The 21,947-nt window shown below is 73.1% G+C and carries 23 protein-coding genes and 1 pseudogene; 16 read left to right on the forward strand and 8 right to left on the reverse strand.

What is annotated here, in order from left to right; translation table 11 throughout:
• Both UO65_RS36865 and UO65_RS19780 read left to right on the forward strand, forming a co-directional pair.
• Positions 1–525, forward strand: a pseudogene (locus tag UO65_RS36865) (hypothetical protein); the annotation flags it as partial.
• Between the two features lie 10 nt (positions 526–535).
• On the forward strand, positions 536–1,564 hold the full coding sequence (locus UO65_RS19780) for a zinc-dependent alcohol dehydrogenase (RefSeq protein WP_035284799.1): 1,029 nt from the start codon (positions 536–538) through the stop codon (positions 1,562–1,564).
• Between the two features lie 3 nt (positions 1,565–1,567).
• On the opposite strand, the gene UO65_RS19785 is transcribed toward UO65_RS19780, so the two are convergent.
• Positions 1,568–2,344 carry a tetratricopeptide repeat protein gene (locus UO65_RS19785; RefSeq protein WP_052021386.1) on the reverse strand — a complete coding sequence of 259 codons (777 nt, stop codon included), beginning with the start codon at positions 2,342–2,344 and terminating at the stop codon, positions 1,568–1,570.
• Between UO65_RS19785 and UO65_RS19790 the strand changes: the two genes are divergently transcribed.
• Positions 2,328–2,510 carry an RICIN domain-containing protein gene (locus UO65_RS19790; protein ID WP_035284801.1) on the forward strand — a complete coding sequence of 61 codons (183 nt, stop codon included), beginning with the start codon at positions 2,328–2,330 and terminating at the stop codon, positions 2,508–2,510. The two genes, UO65_RS19785 and UO65_RS19790, sit on opposite strands and share 17 nt — an antisense overlap.
• A gap of 142 nt (positions 2,511–2,652) precedes the next feature.
• Here UO65_RS19790 and ppk2 read toward each other — a convergent pair whose 3' ends face one another.
• Positions 2,653–3,645 (reverse strand): polyphosphate kinase 2, encoded by a 993-nt coding sequence (ppk2, locus tag UO65_RS19795; RefSeq protein ID WP_035284802.1) that lies wholly within the window; start codon positions 3,643–3,645, stop codon positions 2,653–2,655.
• Between the two features lie 232 nt (positions 3,646–3,877).
• Here ppk2 and UO65_RS19800 point away from each other — a divergent pair, with 232 nt between their 5' ends.
• The 3 genes from UO65_RS19800 to UO65_RS19810 are packed head-to-tail and all read left to right on the forward strand — an operon-like array spanning position 3,878 to position 6,693.
• On the forward strand, positions 3,878–4,867 hold the full coding sequence (locus tag UO65_RS19800; protein WP_035284804.1) for an iron-containing redox enzyme family protein: 990 nt from the start codon (positions 3,878–3,880) through the stop codon (positions 4,865–4,867).
• 23 nt (positions 4,868–4,890) lie between these two features.
• A complete protein-coding gene (locus UO65_RS19805; protein WP_035284805.1) occupies positions 4,891–5,088 on the forward strand; it encodes a CDGSH iron-sulfur domain-containing protein in 198 nt (65 codons plus the stop codon).
• A gap of 24 nt (positions 5,089–5,112) precedes the next feature.
• The gene (locus UO65_RS19810; protein WP_035284807.1) at positions 5,113–6,693 is read left to right on the forward strand and encodes a phytoene desaturase family protein; all 1,581 of its coding nucleotides are present in this window, start codon (positions 5,113–5,115) and stop codon (positions 6,691–6,693) included.
• Between the two features lie 80 nt (positions 6,694–6,773).
• On the opposite strand, the gene UO65_RS19815 is transcribed toward UO65_RS19810, so the two are convergent.
• A complete protein-coding gene (locus UO65_RS19815) occupies positions 6,774–7,217 on the reverse strand; it encodes an SRPBCC family protein (RefSeq protein WP_035284808.1) in 444 nt (147 codons plus the stop codon).
• 158 nt (positions 7,218–7,375) lie between these two features.
• Between UO65_RS19815 and UO65_RS37485 the strand changes: the two genes are divergently transcribed.
• A complete protein-coding gene (locus tag UO65_RS37485) occupies positions 7,376–7,528 on the forward strand; it encodes a hypothetical protein (protein ID WP_181399938.1) in 153 nt (50 codons plus the stop codon).
• Between the two features lie 79 nt (positions 7,529–7,607).
• Here UO65_RS37485 and mmuM read toward each other — a convergent pair whose 3' ends face one another.
• Entirely contained in the window at positions 7,608–8,519 is a 912-nt protein-coding gene (gene mmuM, locus UO65_RS19820; protein ID WP_233427761.1) for a homocysteine S-methyltransferase, read from the reverse strand.
• Positions 8,516–9,451 (reverse strand): aminoglycoside phosphotransferase/kinase family protein, encoded by a 936-nt coding sequence (locus UO65_RS19825; protein WP_035284875.1) that lies wholly within the window; start codon positions 9,449–9,451, stop codon positions 8,516–8,518. Before UO65_RS19825 ends, mmuM begins: the two co-directional genes overlap by 4 nt.
• A 260-nt stretch (positions 9,452–9,711) precedes the next feature.
• On the opposite strand from UO65_RS19825, the gene UO65_RS19830 reads away from it, so the two are divergent.
• Positions 9,712–10,596 carry an SPFH domain-containing protein gene (locus UO65_RS19830; protein ID WP_035284812.1) on the forward strand — a complete coding sequence of 295 codons (885 nt, stop codon included), beginning with the start codon at positions 9,712–9,714 and terminating at the stop codon, positions 10,594–10,596.
• Positions 10,597–10,614: 18 nt separating this feature from the next.
• Here the strand turns inward: UO65_RS19830 and UO65_RS19835 are convergent, their stop codons facing one another.
• Both UO65_RS19835 and UO65_RS19840 read right to left on the reverse strand, forming a co-directional pair.
• Positions 10,615–10,998: an ATP-binding protein gene (locus tag UO65_RS19835; protein WP_063935975.1), complete on the reverse strand. Its 384-nt coding sequence runs from the start codon at positions 10,996–10,998 to the stop codon at positions 10,615–10,617.
• Positions 10,999–11,100: 102 nt separating this feature from the next.
• On the reverse strand, positions 11,101–12,294 hold the full coding sequence (locus UO65_RS19840; protein ID WP_063935976.1) for a PP2C family protein-serine/threonine phosphatase: 1,194 nt from the start codon (positions 12,292–12,294) through the stop codon (positions 11,101–11,103).
• 376 nt (positions 12,295–12,670) lie between these two features.
• On the opposite strand from UO65_RS19840, the gene UO65_RS36870 reads away from it, so the two are divergent.
• Positions 12,671–13,084 carry a hypothetical protein gene (locus UO65_RS36870; protein WP_161784490.1) on the forward strand — a complete coding sequence of 138 codons (414 nt, stop codon included), beginning with the start codon at positions 12,671–12,673 and terminating at the stop codon, positions 13,082–13,084.
• Between the two features lie 296 nt (positions 13,085–13,380).
• Here the strand turns inward: UO65_RS36870 and UO65_RS19850 are convergent, their stop codons facing one another.
• Positions 13,381–14,649: a PP2C family protein-serine/threonine phosphatase gene (locus tag UO65_RS19850; protein ID WP_233427762.1), complete on the reverse strand. Its 1,269-nt coding sequence runs from the start codon at positions 14,647–14,649 to the stop codon at positions 13,381–13,383.
• 226 nt (positions 14,650–14,875) lie between these two features.
• Between UO65_RS19850 and UO65_RS19855 the strand changes: the two genes are divergently transcribed.
• The 7 genes from UO65_RS19855 to UO65_RS19885 are packed head-to-tail and all read left to right on the forward strand — an operon-like array spanning position 14,876 to position 21,947.
• The gene (locus tag UO65_RS19855; RefSeq protein WP_063935977.1) at positions 14,876–15,727 is read left to right on the forward strand and encodes an STAS domain-containing protein; all 852 of its coding nucleotides are present in this window, start codon (positions 14,876–14,878) and stop codon (positions 15,725–15,727) included.
• 1 nt (position 15,728) lies between these two features.
• Positions 15,729–16,136, forward strand: a complete 408-nt coding sequence (locus UO65_RS19860) for an STAS domain-containing protein (RefSeq protein WP_052021388.1) — start codon at positions 15,729–15,731, stop codon at positions 16,134–16,136.
• Positions 16,133–16,540: an anti-sigma regulatory factor gene (locus UO65_RS19865; RefSeq protein ID WP_035284820.1), complete on the forward strand. Its 408-nt coding sequence runs from the start codon at positions 16,133–16,135 to the stop codon at positions 16,538–16,540. Before UO65_RS19860 ends, UO65_RS19865 begins: the two co-directional genes overlap by 4 nt.
• Positions 16,528–17,544, forward strand: coding sequence for a SpoIIE family protein phosphatase (locus UO65_RS19870; protein ID WP_052021389.1), 1,017 nt, complete (start codon positions 16,528–16,530; stop codon positions 17,542–17,544). The genes UO65_RS19865 and UO65_RS19870 overlap by 13 nt, the downstream gene beginning before the upstream one ends.
• Positions 17,541–19,241, forward strand: coding sequence for a sensor histidine kinase (locus UO65_RS19875; protein ID WP_035284823.1), 1,701 nt, complete (start codon positions 17,541–17,543; stop codon positions 19,239–19,241). Before UO65_RS19870 ends, UO65_RS19875 begins: the two co-directional genes overlap by 4 nt.
• Positions 19,238–20,836, forward strand: coding sequence for a fused response regulator/phosphatase (locus tag UO65_RS19880; protein WP_035284826.1), 1,599 nt, complete (start codon positions 19,238–19,240; stop codon positions 20,834–20,836). Before UO65_RS19875 ends, UO65_RS19880 begins: the two co-directional genes overlap by 4 nt.
• 49 nt (positions 20,837–20,885) lie before the next feature.
• Positions 20,886–21,947, forward strand: a complete 1,062-nt coding sequence (locus UO65_RS19885; protein ID WP_035284829.1) for a spore photoproduct lyase family protein — start codon at positions 20,886–20,888, stop codon at positions 21,945–21,947.

Below are 21,947 nucleotides of genomic sequence, written 5' to 3' on the forward strand. Positions count from 1 at the left end.
TACAAGGAACTGCTCGCCACCTTCGCACCCGGCACCTTCAACGCCGCCAACCTGCACCTCGGCGAGGCCATCGTGATGCCACCGCACACCGTTGCGGGCAAACTGGATTACCTGTACCAGTTCAGCACCGAGATGCGTGAGTTGCGCGACTGGCGGGACGAGCACCCCGAGGACGTCCCGCACCCGATCCACCCTGAACCCGGGGGGATGATTCCTTGGGCTCGGACAGCCCGCGAGGTCCTGTTGTGGGTCCGCAAACCCGGCCAGTCCCCCGACAAGTGGACCGTCGCCGTGTCCAACGGAGGCATCTGGCGGTGCGATGAACTCTTCCCGGTCGTCGAGGAGTTCGACTGCGGGGCGGTGGAATTCCTCGCGGGCCTGGTCCGCGGAACCATTGTCAGCAAGGTGTTGGCCGGAGATCCGGAAAACCTGGTCGCTCCTCCGATGGCGGCTCGACACCTCTTCCAGCCGGTATCCGAGGACGACTGGTGGAGCATGTCCACCATCCCGGCGGGCGACGGGTGAGCGGCGCGCGATGAGGGCGTTGGTCGTCACCGGTCCGCGCCGTGCCGAGGTGCTGGACGTGCCCGATCCCGTCGCCGGGGTGGGGCAGGTGGTGGTGGACGTGGAGCGGGTGGGGGTCTGCGGGACCGATGTGGAGTTCTTCACCGGGGAGATGAGCTACCTGCACACCGGGGACGCCGCCTACCCGATGCGGTTGGGCCACGAGTGGTGCGGCGCCGTCACGGCCGTCGGCGGCGGGGTGGACCCGGTGTGGCTGGGGCGCCGGGTCACCGGGGACACCATGCTCGGGTGCGGGCGCTGCCACCGGTGCCTCGACGGGCGCCACCACGTGTGCGCGGACCGCTTCGAGATCGGGGTGCGGGGTGGGTTCCCCGGTGCCCTCGCCGAGCGGCTCGCCGTCCCGGTGACCGCGCTGCACCGGCTGCCGGACTCCGTCGACGCCGCCCTCGGTGCCCTGGTGGAGCCGGGGGGCAACGCGCTGCGCGCCGTGCTGGCCGCCGACCTGCGGCCGGGTGACCGGCTCCTGGTGCTCGGCCCCGGGACGATCGGGCTGCTCGTCGCCCGGTTCGCCCGGGCGCGCGGCGTCGAGGTGCACCTGGTGGGTCCGGCGGGCGGCGACCAGACCTTCGCGCGCGGCATGGGGTTCGCCGGGGTGTGGACCGCCGACGCGCTGCCCCCGGTGCCGTTCGACGCCGTGGTCGACGCCTCGAACTCCCCGGCGCTGCCCGCTCTGGCGGTGGAGTTGGTGGAGCCGGGCAAGCGGGTGGTCTACATCGGCCTCGCGGGTTCGCCCAGCGCGGTCGACACCCGGGTGTTGGCGCTCAAGGACGTGACCGCGGTGGGCGTCCTGGGCGCGTCCCCCGCGCTGGCGGCCACGATCGACGCCTACGCCTCCGGGGCGGTGGACCCGCGTGACCTCGTCGCGGCCACGGTCGGGCTCGACCAGGTGGGTCGGGTGCTGTCCGGGTGGCGCCCGGTGGGGGCCGGTCCCGGGCCGAAGGTCCACGTCGATCCCCGCCGCGGCCCGTCGGCGGTCTGAGGGTCACGCGCCGAGTTGGTCCGCGACGCGCTCGGCTTCCCGTTCGCGGTGTTGGGAGCGGTACAGCTCCAGTGCCCGCTGCCAGCTCTCCCCCGCCTGCGCCCGCCCGCCCAGGGCGGCGTGGGCGTGGCCGAGGTGGTCGAGGGTGTCGGCCTCGGCGTGGCTGTCGCCCAGCAGGCGGTGCAGGTCGAGGGCGTGGCGGTGGTGGTCGAGGGCTTCGCCGTGCCTGCCGGTGCACCGGGCGATGACGCCCGGGGTGTCGCGGACGGCGGCTTCGCGGCTGCGGTGGCCGTGGCGGCGGAACCAGGACAGGGCCGCCTCGCGGGCCACCCTCCCCTCGAAGTAGCGGCCGAGCAGGGCGAGGTACCAGCCGGTGTCGCTGAGCGCCTCGGCCTCGCGGGCCGGGTTGCCCTCCGCCGCGTACCGGCGCAGTGCCCGGGTGCTGTGGTCGAGGGCCCGTTCGTTCTCGCCGCGCTGGTGCCATACCTGGGCCAGTGCCCGGTCGGTGTGGGCCTGCTGGGTGGTGTCGCCGGTGTCCCTGGCCAGGGCGAGGGCGCGGTTGAGGTGTTCCAGAGCCTCGGCGTGCGCGCCGACCCTGGCGCACGCGGAGCCGAGGCCGCGGTGGGCGACGAGTTCCCGGGCCGGGTCGCCGAGGCGGGTGGCGGCGCCGAGGTCGAGCCGCCAGACGGCGACGTCCTCGTGCAGGTGACCGCGCTGGCGGTGGTAGGCGCTGAGGTACCAGGCCAGGTACCAGGCGCCGACGGTGCTCCCCGCGGGCATGTGGGACTGCCACGGCGGCCCCAACCAGAAGTGGTACTCCCTGGGTGCGGACATCCGGTCGCTGTACAACAGCCGGTGCCTGGAAATCCTGAACTACAACAACAACAACGGTGCCCCGGTGGGCATGTGGGACTGCTACATCGGCGGCAACCAGCTCTGGTACTGACCGGCCCCCGGAGGTCCGGCTCCACCCTGACCGAACTCCGACGAAGGCCCGACGCCCCGGCGTCGGGCCTTCGTTGTGTGCGATTCGCTGACCGGGTGGAAATCATGTGGACAATCGCCGAAGCGGCGGCCCGCACCGCCAATCAACCCGCGTGGACCCGCCGTCCGGGGTGCTCGCCGGGACCGTGGTCGGCCGCCGGGCCCGCCGCCAGCGGGGTCGGGGTCAGGTCGGTGTCGTCCTCCCCCGCCTCCAGCAGGGTGGCGGCCGGGCCGACGATGCGCGGGTCCGGGCTGCCGATGGTCTCCGGGTTCCGGTCGCTGTAGTCGAAGCGGGCCAGGACGCTGCGCATCGCCTCGACGCGGGCGCGCTTCTTGTCGTTGCTCTTGACCACGGTCCACGGCGCCTGCTCGGTGTCGGTGGCGCGGAACATCTCCACCTTCGCCTTGGTGTAGGCGTCCCACCGGTCCAGGGACTCGATGTCGTTAGCGCTGAGCTTCCACTGCCGGACCGGGTCGACCTGGCGGATGATGAACCGGGTGCGCTGCTCCGCCCGCGACACCGAGAACCACAACTTGACCAGCAGCACCCCGTCGTCGACGAGCATCCGCTCGAAGGCGGGCGCCTGGCGGATGAACCGGTCGTACTGCTCCTGGTCGCAGTAGCCCATCACCCGCTCCACGCCCGCGCGGTTGTACCAGGACCGGTCGAACATGACGATCTCACCGGCGGTGGGCAGGTGGGTGACGTAGCGCTGGAAGTACCACTCCCCCTGCTCGCGGTCGGTCGGCTTGCCCAGTGCCACGACCCGGGCGCCACGGGGGTTGAGGTGCTCGGTGAACCGCTTGATGGTCCCGCCCTTGCCCGCCGCGTCGCGCCCCTCGAACACGATGACCATGCGCCCGCCGGTGTCCTTGACCCAGTACTGCAACTTCAGCAGTTCGATTTGCAGCAGGCGCTTGGTGTGGTTGTACTCCGCCCGCGTCATGCGCTCGTCGAGCGGGTAGTTCTCCCGCCAGGTCTCGACGGCGCTCCCGTCCTCGCGGATGAGCACCGGATCGTCGTCGTCGGAGAACTCCACGCGCAGCTTCGTGCGCAGCTCCGGGAACACCTCGGCCGCGTCGACCCCGTCGTTCATCACGAAACCAGACATACCCGACCGCGCCGGAACCCACACCCCGATCGGACCGCCCGGTTCCCCACACCGACACCCCGAGCACAGGCAGGCACCGATCGCCCACCGACGGGTGTCGCGGCGCCACCTGTTCCCGTGATGCCCCCGGGGCAAACCATGACGCGTTCGGCGATTGCCGCCCGCGGGCGCGGGGTATCCACTGCGGACGGAGTACACCGACGGGGCTGGAGAGACCGTGACAATCCTTGACGTGCGCACCTCGGGACTGCCCGCGGCGCGCGGACCCCTGTCCGAGGCCGTCGCCGAGGTGTTGCGGGAGCCCGCAGGCACCGCGCTCCCGACGCCGGGGGACGCCGACCCGCTGGGCGCGGACCTGCAACTCGCCTTGGCCCTCTGCTACGAATTGCACTACCAGGGCTTCCCCGGTGTCGACCCCCGGTGGGAGTGGGACCCGGAGCTACTGGGCTTCCGGGCGCGGCTGGAAGCCCTGTTCGAGGGTGCGCTGCGCGACCGGGTGAGCGGTGGTGCGGACATCGCGGGCGAGTTCGACGACCTGCTGGTCGAGCACCTGCCGGGCAGCGGTCTGAGCCACCACCTGGTCGCCGACGGCACCTGGGAGCAGATGCGGGAGTTGTTCGCGCACCGCTCGATCTACCACCTCAAGGAGGCCGACCCGCACGCCTGGGTCATCCCCCGGCTCTCCGGGGTCGCCAAGGCCGCGCTGGTGGCGGTGGAGTTCGACGAGTACGGCGGCGGCCGGGCCGACCGGATGCACTCGCGGCTGTACGCCGACCTGCTCACCGCCGCCGGTCTGGACGCGGGCTACCTGCACTACGTCGACCACGTGCCCGCCGCCACGCTGGCCACGGTCAACATGATGTCGATGTTCGGCCTGCACCGGCGCCTGCGGGGGGCGCTCGTCGGGCACTTCGCCGCCGCCGAGATCACCACCGGCCCCAGCGCGCAGCGGATGGACAAGGCCCTCGCCCGCTTCGACGCCCCCGCCGCGTGCCGCTTCTTCTACACCGAGCACGTCGAGGCCGACGCCGTGCACGAGCAGGTGCTCCGCCACGACGTGGTCGGCGGCCTGGTCGAGGCCGAACCGGAACTCGCCGCCGACGTCGTCTTCGGCATCCAGGCGACCGACCTGCTGGAACAGGACTTCGCCGATCACGTCCTCGGCGCCTGGAACTCCGGCGGGACCTCGCTCCTGCTGCCCCTGTGACCCGCTCCCGGGAGAGGAAGCCCATGGCGAAGCCGACGCGACAGGTGTCCCTGGAGCTCGACGGTCCGGTGCTGGTGGAAGGACCGGTCGACCTGCGCACCCCGGACGGTAAGGTCGTGCACTCCGACCGCTTCATGGTCGCCGTCTGCACCTGCAAGCGCAGCAAGACCTTCCCGCTCTGCGACACCAGCCACCGGCGGAAGGTCCGCGACGACCAGTGAGCGGACACCTGTGAAGGGAGAACCGTGGTCGACGCGGTCGTGATCGGTGCGGGCCCCAACGGGCTGGTCGCCGCGAACCTGCTCGCGGACGCGGGTTGGGACGTGCTGGTACTGGAGGCGGCGGCCGAGCCGGGCGGCGCCGTCAAGACGGCCGAACTCACCGTGCCCGGTTTCCGGCACGACCTGTTCAGCGCGTTCTACCCGCTGGGCGCGGCGTCCCCGGTGCTGCGCGAACTGGACCTGGAGGCCCACGGCCTGCGCTGGGAGCACGCACCCGACGTGCTCGCCCACCTCTTCCCGGACGACCGGGTGGCGGTGCTGTCGCGCGACGTGGAGCGGACGGCGGCCTCGGTCGACGCGTTCAGCGCGGGTGACGGCAAGGCGTGGCGCGGGTTGTTCCGGCACTACCTCGACATCCGCGAGGACCTGCTGGCAGCCGTGCTGCGCCCGTTCCCCCCGGTGCGGGCGGGTCTGGGTCTGCTGCGCACCCTCGGCCTGGGTGGCGCGCTGCGCGACGCGCGGGTGCTGACCATGCCGTCGCGGCGGTTCGGGCAGGAGGTGTTCGGCGGTGAGGGCGCCCGGGTGCTGCTGGCGGGCAACGCCCAGCACACCGACCTCGGGCCGGACCAGGCGGGCAGCGCGGTGTTCGGCTGGTTGCTGAGCATGTTGGCCCAGGACGTCGGCTTCCCCGTTCCCCGGGGTGGGGCGGGCGGGTTGATCGACGCCCTGGTGGCCCGGTTGCGGGCCAAGGGCGGGCGGGTCGAGTGCGGTCGGCCGGTGACGAAGGTGCACGTGGCGGGCGGTCGCGCGCTCGGCGTGCGCACCGCTGACGGCGAGGACGTCCGGGCCACCCGGGCGGTCGTGGCCGACGTGCCCGCCCCGGCGCTGCTGCTGGACCTGGTGGGCGCGGACCTGCTGCCCGCCAGCCTGGTGCGCGACCTGCGCCGGTTCGACTGGGACGACGCCACGATCAAGGTCGACTGGGCGCTGTCGGAGCCGATCCCCTGGCGCTCCCGGGACGCGGCCGGGGCGGGCACCGTGCACCTGGGGGTCGACCTGGACGGCTTGGCCGCGGCGAACAACGACCTGGACCGCGGCCGGGTTCCGGAGCACCCGTTCCTGCTGCTCGGGCAGATGACGACCGCCGACCCCACCCGCTCCCCCGCGGGCACCGAGACGGCCTGGGCCTACACCCACGTGCCGCGCGACGACCAGTGGTCCGCGCAGCGCTTGGCGGCGAAGGCGGAGGAGTTCGAGGCGCTCATCGAGCGGCACGCCCCCGGGTTCCGCGACCTGATTATCGGCCGGTCGGTGGCGGGCCCGGCGGACCTGGAGCGGGCCAACCCCAGCCTGGTCGAGGGTGCCATCAACCAGGGCACCTCGGGCATCCACCAGCAGTTGATCTTCCGCCCGACCCCGGGGCTGTCCCGGCCGGACACCGTGGTGGAGAACCTGTTCCTCGCGGGCGCCTCCGCTCACCCGGGCGGTGGGGTGCACGGTTCCGCCGGGGCGAACGCCGCCCGCGCCGCCCTCGCGTCCCGCTCCTGGTACGGCCCGCTGTACCGGGCGGGGATGCGCGGGGTCCAACGCGCGCTGCACGCCTGATCCTCCTGCCCGCAACGCGATTCGGCGCTCGTCCCGGTGGATCGGGACGAGCGCCGAGTTCGCTGTGGACGGTGTTGCGGTCAGTCCCCGCTGCGGCGCAGGGCGAGGTCGGAGAGCCTGCTCAGCGCCTCGACGTTGCGCGGTTTCAGCAGCGCGTCCTGCACCGGCTTGGGCAGCAGCCGCGCGGGACCGCTGCGGGCCTGCTCGACCATCCGCATGCGCGTGCGCGCCGGGCCCTGGGGCTCCAGTTCCAACCGGACCAGGGCCTCACCGGTCGGCCAGGCGCGGGCGGTCAGCTCGATCATGCGGCCCGGGTCGACCCGCACCACCTCGGTGGTGTCGTCGATGGTCACCGGCCACGCGCCCACGCTGTGGTGGATGCGCGTGCCCAGGGCGGGCCAGCCCGCGTCGACCTTGCGGATGTGCGAGGCACCGACCACCCACCCGGCGTAGCTCCACCCGTCGGCGATGACGCCCCACACCTGGGACACCGGGGCATCGACGTCTCTCGTCACTTCGGCCATGCCACAGAAATACCCCGCCGTGGGCAGGTCAACCCTGCCGGAGGAGCACCGCCCGGTGCCGTTGATCGCACCCACGGGTCACCCACACGTGTCATCGCCACCGACAGGGGGTACGTGAACTGTGATCGCGTACCGGACGCACCAGGGTTGGAGCAGACATGCCTCGGGTTCAACAGCACCGCCGCCGCCTGCCGGGGAGCTGGTTCCGCACCACCACGGTGCAGAGCCACTACCGCCGCTCGCCCGCCTTGATCCCCACGGTCATCGCCGTGGTCCTCGGGCTGATCCTGTTGGCGGTACTCATCTTCTGACCGCGCGCGTGGTTCCCGGCGACCTCGCGGACCTCGCGCGAGCCGATCCCCCGACGCCCCGCGTCGGGGGATCGCGCGTTCAGCCGGGCCGCTCGGCGCGGAGGAGGTCGGCCACCCCGGCGATGAGTTCCGGGCCCACGCGGCAGCACCCGCCGATCACCGACGCCCCATCGGCCGCCCACCCCCGCGCCGCCGCCGCGTCGAAGCGCGCCGCACCGGTCCAGGTGCCGGTCCAGTCCTCGCCGCTGTTGGGGTAGACCACGACCGGCTTGTCCACGACCCGCCGGGCGGTGCGGATCGCGCCGGGCACGTCCTGCGGGCGGCAGCAGTTGACGCCGACCGCGATCACCTCGTCCACGCCGTCGACCACCGCGAACGCCTCGTCGAGCGGTTGCCCGGCGCGGGTGCGGTCGCCGTCGACGGTGTAGCTCACCCAGGCGGGCACGCCGAGTTCCCGCACCAGGTCGACCAGGGCTTCGGCCTCGTCGACGTCCGGCACGGTCTCCACCGCCAGCAGGTCCGCGCCCGATCCGGCCAGGACTTCCAGCCGCGGGCGGTGCCAGGCCCGCAACTCCGCGACCGTCTTGCCGTAGCGGCCCCGGTACTCCGAACCGTCGGCGAGCACAGCGCCGTACGGCCCGACCGATGCCGCGATCCAGCGCTGCCCCCCGTCGCCCGCGACCTCCTGCCGGGCCGCGTCGGCGAGTTCGACGCTGCGGCGGAGCAGGGCCGCGGTGTCGTCGAAGCCCAGACCCCGGGCGGCGAAACCGGTGAAGCTCGCCTGGTAGCTGGCGGTGGTGGCGATCCGCGCGCCCGCCCGGAAGTACGCCGCGTGGGCGGCCACGACCTCCGCCGGGGAGTCGACCAGCAGCCGGGCCGACCACAGCGGGTCGGACAGGTCGTTGCCCCGCCGCTCCAACTCGGTGGCCAGCCCACCGTCCGCGACGACGATCCCCGGGCCCGACAGCACGGGGTGGGTTCGGGGGATCAACCGAGGCCCCCCGCGAACTCGCTCCCGCGCCACTCGGCGACCATCGGCTGCAAGCCCTCGACCAGGAGCGGCATTTCCGGCGCCAGGGCCAGGAAGCTGAGCATCTGCAGGTCGCGCAGCGCCACCATGGCCCGCAGCAGGCGGGGGTCGGCAGGCCGCAGGCCGAGCGGGGCAGCGGCGGCGTCGTAGGCGGCCAGCGCCCGCGCGCCGACGTGGGTCAGGTCCCACTCGACCGGGCCGAGCATCACGTGCTCGAAGTCGCAGTGGTACACGCGGTCCGGGGTCTCGATCAGGTTGTGGTAGGGCGCGTCGCCGTGGACCGGTTGGAGGGTGGCGTCGGGGAACTCGGCCCGGAACGCGTCCGCGGAGGTGGTGAGCGGGCCCAGGACCGCCCACTCCCGCCGGGCGCGGTCGACGTCCTCGGGGGCCAGCAGGTCCGGGCGGTCGGCCAACTGGTGGAACCCGTCCTCCACGCCATGCTCCAGCGCCGCGAACAGGCGCGGCTCACCCGGGTAGTCGCGCAGCACCGAGTGCAGCCGGGCGGTCAGCGCGACCTGCTCGGGCAGGTCCAGTGTGGACTCGGTGACGCCGTCGACCCGTTCCCAGAACGTCATCGCGAACCCGCCGTGGCGAACCGGTTCGGCGGGCACGAGCGGGCTCGGGACGACGGTGGGCGCGCCGCGCCCGGCCAGCCACGCCGTCACGGCGAGTTCCGCCCGCTGGTAACCCGCCCGCACGGCGGGGGTGACCGCCCTCGGGACGACCACCGGCACCCTGGCCACCACCGGCGCCGGGTCGAGCCGCACGACCACGGAGAACACGTCGTGCAGCACCCGCGCGTCGCGCACCGTGAGGCCCAGCCCGCGCGCGGCGGCCACGGCGGCGTCGCGGGCCCGGCCGGATCGGGCGGCGCGGTCCCCTTCGGTGAACACCCCACCACCGTAGCCGGGCCCGTCCGGGGTCGTCCCGAACGCGACCGGCGGCCGGTGGTCCGAGTGGGCGGCGGTGCGCGGAATCCACCCCGGGCCGGACACGCCCTGTGCCACACTGGCCCGCGTCCGCACCCGGGGTTACAGGTGGACCCGAAAGCCGCCGCGCAGGCCGCCATCGGGGTGATCGTGGTCGTCCCCGTCCTCCGCCGGTGTGCGGGCCACCCTCGCGACCCGAACGCCGGACGAACGGAACCCGCCAAGTGAGAACCCGCGCCTTAGCCCCGTCGCTGCTGATCCCGGCCCTCCTGCTGGTGGGCTGCTCCATCGCCAACCCGACCTCCAGCGAGGTGTCCCTGCAGTACGGCGCGGGCCCGTTCGACTCCCGCAAGTTCGTCGAGTGCGAGACCGCCCGCGACGTCTCCGACGTCAACGACGACCACTACTACTACCCCTCCGGCCAGCGGGACTTCACCTTCGGCGACGGCGAGGGGCTCGACGCCGCGGCGCTCACGTCCACCACCCAGGACTCCCAGGAGATCAAGGTGACGGGCACGGTGAAGTTCACCCTCAACACCGACTGCGCCCAGTTCACCGACCCCACCGGCAAGGTGTGGCCGGGCGGGAAGCTGCAGATGTTCCACGAGCTGATCGCCTACAAGTACGAGGCCGCCCCCACCGACGGCGGCGAGCAGATGGAGGAGGGCTGGTCGGAGCTGCTGCGCAACTACGTCGGTGCCGCCCTCGACCGGGCCACCGACAACGAGGCCCTCAAGTACCCGTGGCAGAAGCTCTACACCGACACCGCCGCGAAGGCGCAGTGGGAGAAGGACGTCCTGGAGCAGTTGCCGGACATCCTGCGGTCGCTGACCCAGGGCGTGGACCTGATCACCATCAACAGCGTGCTGCTGCAGAAGCCGGGCATCCAGGCCGCGCTGGTGCAGGGGCTCACCGAGAAGCAGGCCGCCGAGCTGCGCGGGCAGGCGGTGGAGGTCGACAAGCAGGCCGCGGCCTCGTTCCCGGGCGGGATCGTCGCCTACCAGCAGTACCAGCAGCAGCAGGCGGTGAACCAGGCCATCAAGGACGGCAAGGTGCAGGTGCTCCCGGTCCCCCAGGGCTCACCGGTGATCGTGTCCCCCACGAAGTAGCCGGGGGCCGGGCCGCGCTCAGCCTGCGGAGTTCAGCCGCGCCCAGACCGTCTTGCTCGCGAGGTGGCGGTGGATGCCCCAGCAGTCGCAGAGCTTCGACACGAGCAGCAGGCCCCGGCCGCGGTGGGCGGAGGTGGAGAGGGCGCGCTCGACCGGCACGGAACCCGGGGTGGCGTCGTCCACCTCGACGCGGATCGTGTGGTCCTCGCGGGCCAGGCGGACGCTGCGCGGGCCGGTGGCGTGCTCGCGGGCGTTCGTGGCGAGTTCGGTGATGACCAGTTCGACGTCACTGAGGGTTGTCGGGTCCAGACCTTCCAGCACCCGGCGGGACCAGTCGCGGACAGTGCCCAGCGAGGGCGGGTCGGGCGAGTCGAGCTGCATTTCGTATGTCGGGGTCGACATGGTTCTCCTCTCTGTGATCGCCACTCGACGCGACGCGAGGAGGACGGTGACCTCGATCGGGTACCCAGGCGGCCCGGGTGCACACTTATCGCCCGCGCGGCCTCACCCCGGCGGCGCGGGGGCGGCCGGGACGCTGATCGCGAGGACCGCGGCGTCGTCCTCCAGGCCCGCGCCGAAGTCGGCCAGCAGGCGGCGCGCCGCGTGGACGACGGCGGGCGCCGTGCTGGGGGCCAGTCCCGCCGCGAAGGTCAGCAGGGCGGCCTCCTCGTAGCGCTCCCGGTCCCGGCCGGTGTGGGCCTCGGTGAGCCCGTCGGTGTAGAGCAGCAGGGTGTCGCCGGGGCCCAGGTGCACGGTGACGGTGGTGATGGTGGCCTCCGGCAGGACGCCGATGAGCTGCCCGCCCGGGGTGGGCAGGTAGTCGACGGTGCCGTCGGCGCGCAGCAGCAGCGCGGGCGGGTGCCCACCGCTGGCCAGGGTCACCGCGTAGCCGTCGCCGTCGGGGGTGAGCAGGCCGAAGATGACCGTGCAGAACCGGGCCAGGCTGCCGCTCTCCTGGTTGAGCACGGTGTTGAGGTTGGTCAGCACGGCGGCGCAGTCGGTGTTGTAGACCGCCGCCGCGCGCAGGGTGTAGCGGGTCAGCGAGGTGATCGCCGCCGCCTCCGCGCCCTTGCCGCACACGTCGCCGAGGAACAGCCCCCACCGGTGCTCGGTGAGCGGGAACAGGTCGTAGAAGTCGCCGCCGACCTCGTCGGCGCTGGCGTGGTGGTAGTGCGCGGCGACCTCCGTGCCCGGCGGTGCGGCGAGCACCGGGGGCAGCAGCGTGCTCTGCAGGGTCGTGGCCAGCCACTGGACGCGGTCGCGCTCGGAGTCGGCGGCCTTGCGGGCGCGCAGCAACTCCTCCTCGTAGGCCCGCCGCTCGCGCGCGTCGAACAGGGTGATGCGGATGAGCAGCGGCTTCCCGTCGGCGCCTGCCTTGACGGTGGCGGTCAGCAGCACCGGCAACCGGGCGCCGTCGGCGGTCCTGACCTGCACGGCGATGCCGTTGACCTCGCCGTGCACCAGCAGCAGCGGGGACAGGTGCGTCTCGTGGTAGATCCGGTCGCCGACCGGGAGCAGGTCCGCGAAGCGGCGGCTGCCGACCAGGTCCGCGCGGGTGCGACCCAGCCAGCGCAGCAGTGTCGCGTTGACCTTGACGATGAGGCCGTCCGGTCGGGTGGACAGGTGGCCGACGGGGGCGTGCTCGTAGATGTCCTCGGCGTCGTCCGCCGGCGGCAGGACCGGCTCCGGGACGTCCACCGCACAACCTCACAGATCGTCCCGGGGGCCGGGACACCGGCTCGCGGGTGTCGGGGAGCCACCCGGTCGGCTGTGGACGCACGGTAACAGGCCCGCGCCCGGTCGCGTCGGGGCGACGGCGGCGCCGGGCACCGCGGCGCCACCGGGGCCGGGCCGCACCGCCGCGCCCGCGCCATTCCGGCGGGGTGCCGGGAATCCGGAAGACAACGCATTTTCGCGGGTTAAACGTCGATCAAGGACCTCACCCGATTCTCACACGTCCGGATGAAGACCAGGAAAGAGGACTTGCGCCGCCGAGTCGCGCAGGTAGTTTCAATAGCGCAGGCCGAGAACGGCGGCACTTAATACTGAATACCTACAACATCGGGAGACAACAATGCGAAGCATCACGCGGATGGTCGTCGGCAGCCTCATCGCGATCCCGCTGACGGTCGGTGCGGCCGGAATGGCCCTCGCGGATGACTACAGCGCCAGCTCGGCCACGGCGGGCCCCAACGGCACGTACGCCGACCGCGTCGTCAGCGCCGTCGACGACGAGGGCAACGCCTTCTACCTGCGCCAGCAGGTCGCCACCGGTCCGGGTGGCGCCAGCAGCAACACGGTCGCGGCCTACGCGGGCGACGACCACCCCCACCACCACAACCACCACGGCAACTACAACAACGACGACGACGAGGACTACGACGGCGACGACCAGGGCGCCGCCTTCCTGTGGTCCTCGAACGTGGCGGGCCCCAACGGCGCCTCGTCGGCGGAGATCGCCTCCAGCGCGGGCGACTGGGACAACTGACCCACACCGGGTCTGTGTCGCCGTGATCCGCACTGAGCGGGATCGCGAAAAGCGTTAGAACTCCGGGCGAGCCGAACGGCTCGCCCGGAGTTATTTTTCGTCGTCACCCACAGGGATACCATTCGCACCTCCTGATTCTTCCGACACTTCTCCGCCCCGCCGTCGGCGGAGGCGCGGAAAGCCGGGAGCGAGGGGCACGCCCAGATCTCCGGGGAAAGGGAGCCGAGGTCATTCCGGCCCCACCTCGCGGTGCGGGAACCGCCCACGGCGGCCGGTGCCCACGCCGCCGACGGGGCTCAGGGCGTGGACGTGATCCAGGGCGCGGCGGCCCGGTCGGGCTCGGACGCGTGCTTGTGCCGGATCGCGAGCAGCGTGATGTCGTCGGTGGCGGGCCGGTCGCCGACGAGGGCGGCCATGATGCGGACGCAGGCCCGCTCCGGCGACACCGGGGTCACCACCCGCCGGAGGGTTTCCAGGCGGCTGTCCAGGTCCAGCTCGCGGCGCTCGACCAGGCCGTCGGTGTAGAAGGCGATCAGGGCGCCGAACGGGATGTCGGCGCGGGCGCTGCGGCGCCCGGTGATGGCCAGGCCGTAGCCGACCGGCGGGCCGAGGGGGGCGTCGACGAACGCGGTCTCCCGCCCCGGCACGGCGATCAGGGGCGGGAGGTGGCCCGCCAGGGCCAGGTCCATGCGGCCGGTCGCCGTCTCGACGACCGCGTAGGCGACCGTGGCCATGCCGTGGCCCGCGAAGTGGGTGGCCTTGCGGTCGAGCTTGCCCAGCACCTCCGCGGGGTCGGTGAACTCCAGGGCGTAGGCGCGCAGGGCGCTGCGCAGGCGCCCCATGACGATGGCCGCGGCCAGCCCGTTGCCCGCCACGTCACCGACGACCAGGCCGATGCGCCCGCCGGGGAGGTCGAACACGTCGTACCAGTCGCCGCCGACGCCGCTCTCGGCCCCGGTGACGTAGCGGGCGGCCAGGTCCCAGTCCGGGGAGGTCGGCAGGAGGCCGGGCAGCAGGCTGTCCTGCAACATGGCCGCCGCGGCCCGCTCCGACCGCGACCGGTGCGTGTGCGCGGCCATCGCCAGCCGGTCCGCGACGAGTTGCAGCAGGTCGACCTCCTCGTCGGCGAACCGGCGGGGTGTGGTGCTGCCGACGTGCAGCACCCCGACCACCTCGCCCTGGGTCACCATGGGCACGCCCAGCAGCGCCCGCAGGCCCCGCTCCCACAGCAGCGGGTTGACCACCGTGGACTCGTCGACGTGGTCGAGCGCCACCGGCTCGCGCTCCCGGGCGACCCGCCCGGCGAACCCCGTCCCCACCGGGATGCGGACGCCCTGGAAGACCTCCTCCTCCAGGCCCGAGGTCGCCTTGGCCACCAACTGCTCACCGCGGACGTCGAGCAGGAGGATGGTCGCGGTGTCGACGGCGAACAGCTCGCGCACCCGCCACACCATCACCTCGAACAGCTTGTCCAGGTCCAGGTCCCGCAGCGCCGTGTCGGTGATCGCCTCGAGCACGCGCAGCCGCACGTCCGGACCGCGGCCACCACCCATCGCCAACCCCATCCCACGCCCTACGGTGCACATCGGGTGAACAGCACAAGCGCGTGGCAATCGCCGTGTGAGCTGATACCGGACGTCCCACCCTACCTCCCGGCGGGCGCGTCACCCTCGACGCCGCACCGCGGCGCGACCCCGGCGACCGGCCCCGCGCGGACACGGGCGCGGCACCGGGTGCGGCCGGAGCGGGCGAGGCTAAGCTGCCGCGAGTCGAAGGTTCGAGGAGGCGTTGATGACGGTTGCGGCAGGGCGCGACGACGGGATCTCGGGGCTGCTGCGATCGTCCGCGCGGTCCCTCACCGAGCGCTGGGTGGAGCTGACCGCCGCACCGCTGCGCGGCCGGGTCAGCCGGGCCGAGTTGGAGCGCGAGCTGGGCGAGCTGTTCGAGGCTTTCCTGGCGGCGGTCGAGACCGGCAGCCGCGACGTCGACGACGAGGCGTACGCCGAGGTGCGGGCGCTGCTCTCGGAGCTGTCGCGGCGGCGGGCGCGGGCGGGCTTCACCCCGACCGAGACCGCCACCGGCGTCTTCTCGCTCAAGCGGGCCGTGTTCGAGGTGATCGAGGGCGATGAGGGCGCGGGCATCGCCGAGCTGGTGACCGTCTCCCAGCTCCTCGACGCGCTGGGGCTGTGGACGTTCGAGGCCTACGCCAAGGCCCGCGAGGAGGTCATCGACGAGCAGGCCGCGCAGTTGCTGGAGCTGACCACGCCGGTGGTCAAGCTGTGGGACGGGGTGCTGGCGGTGCCGCTGGTCGGCACGCTGGACTCCGGGCGCACCCAGGTGGTGATGGAGAAGCTGCTGGAGTCGCTGGTCAACACCGGCGCCGAGCACGCCATCATCGACATCACCGGGGTCCTGGCGGTCGACACCCAGGTCGCCCAGTACCTGCTCAAGACCGCCACCGCGGCGCGGCTGATGGGCGCGGAGTGCACGATCTCCGGCATCCGCCCGCACATCGCGCAGACCATCGTGGAGCTGGGCATCGAGTTCGGCGACATCACCACCAAGGCATCCCTGGCCGACGCGCTGCTGCACGCGCTGCGGCGCTCGGGCGTCGACGTGGTGCGCGGTCGGACCGGGCGCTGACGTGGAGCGCATCCCCATCCTCAAGATCGGCGACGTGCTGCTGGTCTCCATCCAGATCGACCTGCAGGACCGCGACGTGCTCGCGTTGCAGGAAGACCTGTCCGAGCAGATCTGCGACACCGGCGCCCGGGGTGTGGTCATCGACATCTCCGCGGTCGACATCGTCGACTCGTTCATCGGCCGGATGTTCGCCACCATCGCCTCCACCTCGCGGCTGTTCGACGCCACCACCGTGGTCGTCGGCATGCGCCCGGCGGTGGCGATCACGCTGGTGGAGCTGGGGCTGACGCTGGGCAACGTGCGCACCGCGCTCAACCTGGAGAAGGGCCTGGCGATCCTGCGCCAGATCGGCGGTACCCGCTCCGACGTCCTCGGCCGCGCCGACGACGACCAGCCGGTCGACCGGTGACCGCCGCGGCGGCGATCGAGCTGCCGATCGGCGCGGACGAGGACATCGTGCGGATCAGGCAACTGGTGCGCACCAGGGCACAGGAGGCCAAGCTGTCGCTGGTCGACCAGACGAAGGTCGTCACCGCCGCCAGCGAACTGGCCCGCAACACCCTGACCTACGGCGGCGGCGGGCGGGTCGTGATCGACATGCCCACCAACGGCAGACGGGTCGGCATCCGCGCCCGGTTCATCGACGAGGGTCCTGGCATCCCCGACCTCGACCTGGCCCTGACCGAGGGCTGGACCAGCGGCAAGGGCATGGGCCTGGGCCTCAGCGGCAGCCGCAGGCTGGTCGACGAGTTCACCCTGGACACCGAGGTCGGCCGGGGCACGACGGTGACCATCGTCAAGTGGTCGCGGTGACCGCCGAGCCCCCGGTGACCGAGGATGTCGCCTGGTTCCGGATCGACGACCGGGTCACCGCGGGCACCGCGCGCCGGGCCGCGGCGGCCCTGGCCGAGCGGCTGGGGTTCTCCGGCAGCCGGGGCGCCGAGGTCGGGCTGGCGACGATGGAACTGGCCTCCAACCTGCACAAGCACGCCGACCGCGGCTCGCTGCTGCTGCGGGAGGTGCGCACCGGGGACACCTCGGCGGTCGAGGTGGCCACCGTCGACCACGGCCCGGGGATGTCGAGCACCGGGCTGGCCTTCCTCGACGGGCACTCCACCACCGGCACGCTGGGCATCGGGCTGGGCGCGGTGCGCAGGCTCGCCGACGCCACCGCGGTGCGCTCCGGCCCGGACGGCACGGTCCTGACCGCGCTGTTCACCCCGGGCCCCGGGCCGGTGCCGCGGGAGCCGTTCGCCGGGGTGACCAGGCCGATGACCGGTGAGGGGGCCTGCGGCGACGCCTACGCGGTCCGCCGCGACGGCGGCAGGCTCGGGCTGCTGCTGTGCGACGGGTCCGGGCACGGCCCGCTCGCGGCCACCGCGTCCGCCCTGGCGGTGCGGGCGTTCCTGGGCTCGGCGCCGACCGCGCCGGACGCGATGGTGCGCCGCCTGCACGAGGCGATGTCCGGCAGCCGGGGCGGGGCGGTGGCCGTCGCCGAACTGGACCAGGACCGGGGTGTGGTGCGCTACGCGGGCCTGGGCAATATCGGCGGGTCGGTGGTGGCCGAGCGCAGGCGCGGCATGGTGTCGCTGCCCGGGATCGCCGGGTACCAGGCCCGCTCGGTGCGGATGTTCGAGTACCCGCTGCCACCGGGCGCGGTGGTGGTGCTGCACTCCGACGGGCTCACCGACCGGTGGGAGCTGGCCCCCGGCCTGGGCGCGCACCCGCCGCTGGTGGTCGCGCTGACCCTGCTGCGTGACGCCGGGGTGCGCCGCGACGACGCGAGCGTGCTGGTGGCCCGGGCGGAGCGGGCATGACGGCCGGGGGGAAGCCGACCAGCCTGCTGCGGCTGACGCTGTCGGGTGGGCAGTCGGTGTTCCAGCTCCGCCAGTGCGGCCGGGAGGTCGCGGCGGCGGTGGGGCTGGAGTTCCAGGACCGGATCAGGGTGGCCACCGCGCTCAGCGACCTCGGGCGCATCCTGCTCACCGGGGAGGTGCCGCTGGTGGTGGAGTTCGAGGTGACCGACCACGCGCTCCGGGTGCGGTTGCGGACCGCGGCCAAGGGGAACGAGGCCGACCAGCCGGGCTGGAAGACCGCGCAGCGCCTGCTCGACGAGTTCGCCGCCGAGGAGGCGGACCTCGCGCTGACCATCACCGTCACCAAGAACCTGCCGCCGGGAGCCCCCGCGCTCAGCGGCAAGCAGTTGACCCGCCTGCGGGAGGTGGTGGACGCGCTCACCGGCCGGGAGGCCGCCGACGAGTTGCGGACGCAGAACGAGGAACTGCTGGCGACGCTGGACGCCCTGGAGGCCAAGCGCCGCGAGCTGGTGCACGTCAACGAGGAGCTGGAGGAGACCAACCGCGGCGTGATGGCGCTCTACAGCCAGCTCACCGAGGAGCTGGAGGAGACCAACCGCGGTGTCGTCGCCCTCTACGCCGAGCTGGACAACAAGACGATCGAGCTGAACCGGGCCAGCACGGCCAAGAACCGGTTCTGGTCCAACGTCAGCCACGAGGTGCGCACCCCGGTCAACGCCATCGTCGGCCTGGCCCGGCTGCTGCTGGGCCCCGGCGCCGACCCGCTGACCGACGACCAGCGCCGCCAGCTCGAGCTGGTCGAGCGCTCGGGGGCGGGGCTGCTGGCACTGGTCAACGAGCTGCTGGACGTGGCCAAGGCCGAGTCCGGCAGGCTGGTCCCGGTCCTCGCCCCGGTCGACCCCCGGCTGCTGTTCGCGCAGGTGCGGGACATGTTCGTGGCCACCGCGACCTCCGGGGTCGACCTGGTCTTCGTCGAGGCACCCGCGGCGACGCTGGTGACCGACGAGAAGCTGCTCGTCCACATCCTGCGCAACCTGGTCTCCAACAGCCTCAAGTTCACCGAGCGGGGCAGCGTCCGCGTCGCGGTCGAGGTCGACGCGGGCGGCGACTGGGTGTTCCGGGTCACCGACACCGGCATCGGCATCGACGCCGAGCACCTCGACCACGTCTTCGAGGAGTTCCACCAGGTGCCCAACCCGTTGCAGGCGCGCAGCCCCGGCACCGGCCTCGGCCTGCCGTACGCGCGCACCCTGGCGCAGGTGCTCGGCGGCTCGCTGGAGCTGAGCAGCCAGGCGGGGGTGGGCACCGAGGTGACCGTGCGGCTGCCCAGCCCGGAGCCGCTGCCCGACGTCGGCACGGTGCTGGTGGTCACCGACGACGACACCCTGCGCGGTCGCCTGACCAGCGTCGTGGCGGCGCTCGGCGACGGCCCCTGCGTCCCGGTCGCCCCCGCCGACCTGGCCGCCGCGGTCACCTCCGAGCGGCCCGGGCTGGTGGTGCTCGACCTGGCGCCCCCCGAGGCGGACGCCCTGCTGGACGCGCTGGTCGCGGCGGGGATCGCCGTCGTGGCGCTGTCCGCGGCGGAAGCGGTACCGTCTGACGACGGCGAGGAGGCACCGGTGGCCACGCTGCACAAGTCCCGCCTCTCGACGGACTCGGTCCGGGAGGCGATCCGGCGAGCACTGGCGGACCTGTGACGACTGTGAACCGCGTCGACCCGGACGCCCCCGCGCGCATCCTGGTGGTCGACGACACCGAGGCCAACCGCTACATCACCGGTGGCTGGCTGCGCCGCGCCGGGCACGAGGTGCTGGAGGCCGCCACCGGCCGCGCCGCCCTGGACACCGTCCGCGACGAGGTCGTCGACCTGGTGATCCTGGACGTGAACCTGCCGGACATGAGCGGCTTCGACGTGTGCGAGGTGCTCAAGGGCGACGCGGCCACCGCGGCGATCCCGGTGGTGCACGTGTCGGCGAGCCACGTCGAGGCGGGCGACCGCGCCACCGGCCTGACCCGGGGCGCGGACGCCTACCTCAGCGAACCGATCGATCCCGGCGAGTTGCAGGCCACGGTGAAGGCGGCGCTGCGCTACTACCGGGCCCGCGCGGCGGCGGAGAACCTGGCGGGCAGGCTGAGCAGGCTCACCGAGGCCGGGCTGGAGATCAACACCGCCCGCACCTTCCCCGCCCTGCTCGCCGCCGCGGTGCGCGGGGCGACGGCGGTCCTGGGCCAGCCGGTGACGGTCCTGGTCGTGCTGCCCAGCGGCGCGCACCTGTGGGGCTGCGGCGAGGGGCCGGACAGGCCGGTCACCACCCGGGCCGAGCACCCCGACCCGCTGGTGCCGCAGTGGCGGGCCACCCCGGGGCCACCGCGGTCCGCACTGGACCCCACCAACACCGTGCAACTGGTCACCTTCACCGACCCCGGCGAGCAGTGGCCCGCGGCGGAGGTCACCGCCGCCGTCGTGCACACCGACCCCGAGCAGCCCGCCACCTGCGTGGCCCTGCCCGCGGCGGCGGTCACCACCGGCGAGGAACGCGACCTGCTGATCCAGCTCGGCCAGACCACCGCCGTCGCCGCCCGCGGCCTGCTCGCCTACACCGACGAGCACGACATCGCCCTGTCGCTGCAGCGCAGCCTGCTGCCGAGCCGCCTGCCGGTCGTGCCCGGCCTCACCATGGCCGCCCGCTACGTCCCCGCCTCCAGCGTCGCCCAGGTCGGCGGCGACTTCTACGAGGTCACCGAGCTCGACACCGGTGTGCTGGTGGCCATCGGCGACGTCACCGGCCACTCGATCGAGGCGGCGACGGTCATGGGCGAGGTCCGGCACGCCCTGCGCGCCTACGCCATCGAGGGCCACACCCCCACCGAGATCATCGCCCTGCTCAACGCGATGGTCTGCCGCTTTCACCCCACCGGCCTGACCACGCTGTGCCTGATCCTGCTCGACCTGGCGGCGGAAACCGCCACCATCGCCAACGCGGGCCACATCCCGCCCCTGCTCATCGACGACGAGCACGCCGCCTACCTGCCCCTGCCCGGCGCGATCCTCGGCATCGAGGTCCCCCGGCCCGAGGCCACCACCATCGCGTTCCCCAAGGGCTCCACGATCGTGCTGATGACCGACGGGCTCGTCGAGCGCCGGGCCGTTCCCCTCGACGACGACCTGGAGACCCTCCGCGCGTCCATGGACCCCGGTGAGCAGCCGGAAGCCGTCTGCCGCCGCCTCCTGGCCACCTTCGGCCGGGACAAGGACGACGACATCGCCCTGGTGGTCCTGCGCCGCACCTGAGGGCGCGGCGCCCACCGCGGAATGTCGGTCCATCCCGGATACTGGAACCGTGACCGCGCCCCTGCTCAACCCGACCCGCATCTACGTGGAGCCCGCCGCCGCCGAGCTGCCGCGCGGCCGGGCCGTGCTGGAGCGCTTCCCCGACGCCGAGCGCGTGGAGGTCGAGAGCCACTGGCGCATCCCGGAGCTGCACGGCGACGAGGCCAACGCCCGGCGCTGGGTGCGGATCAAGCGGGAGGCGCTGGTGCTGGGGGTCAAGAAGTCCCTCGCCGCCCGCCCCAACGGCCGCTCCGCCGACTTCATCGCCCCGTCGACGGCCAACGGGTGCGCCATGGCCTGCGCGTACTGCTACGTGCCCCGCCGCAAGGGCTACTCCAACCCGATCACCGTCTTCGCCAACATCGAGCAGATCACCGGCTACCTGGCCCGGCACATCGCCCGCCAGGGCCCCAAGCCCGCCCCGGACCAGTGCGACCCGCACGCCTGGGTCTACGACATCGGCGAGAACTCCGACTGCTCGGCCGACGCCCTGGTCAGCGACAACGTCCGCGACCTGGTGGCGCTCTTCCGCACCCAGCCGACCGCGAAGGCGTCCTTCGCCACCAAGTACGTCAACCGCGACCTGCTCGACTGGGACCCGGCGGGCCGCACCCGCGTCCGCTTCTCCCTGATGCCCGAGGCCACGGCGAAGCTGCTCGACATCCGCACCACCCCGGTCCCCGAGCGCCTGGCCGCCATCGACGACTTCGTCGCGGCGGGCTACGAGGTCCACCTCAACCTCAGCCCCGTCGTCGTGCACGACAACTGGCTCGCCGACTGGCGCGAACTGCTCACCACCCTGGGCGAGGCCACCTCCCCCACCACGAAGGCCCAGCTCGCCGCCGAGGTCATCATGCTCACCCACAACCTGGCCCTGCACGAGGTGAACCTCGCCTGGCACCCGCGCGCGGAAGACCTCCTGTGGCAGCCGCGCCTGCAGGAACCCAAGCGCAGCGAGAACGGCGCCGCGAACGTGCGCTACCGCGCGGGCCTCAAGCGCCAGTTCCTCGACCAGTTCCTCGCCCTCGTCACCGAGTGCGCCCCGTACCTGCGCGTCCGCTACGCCTTCTGA

Source organism: Actinokineospora spheciospongiae (assembly GCF_000564855.1).
GTDB classification, from domain to species: Bacteria; Actinomycetota; Actinomycetes; order Mycobacteriales; family Pseudonocardiaceae; genus Actinokineospora; species Actinokineospora spheciospongiae.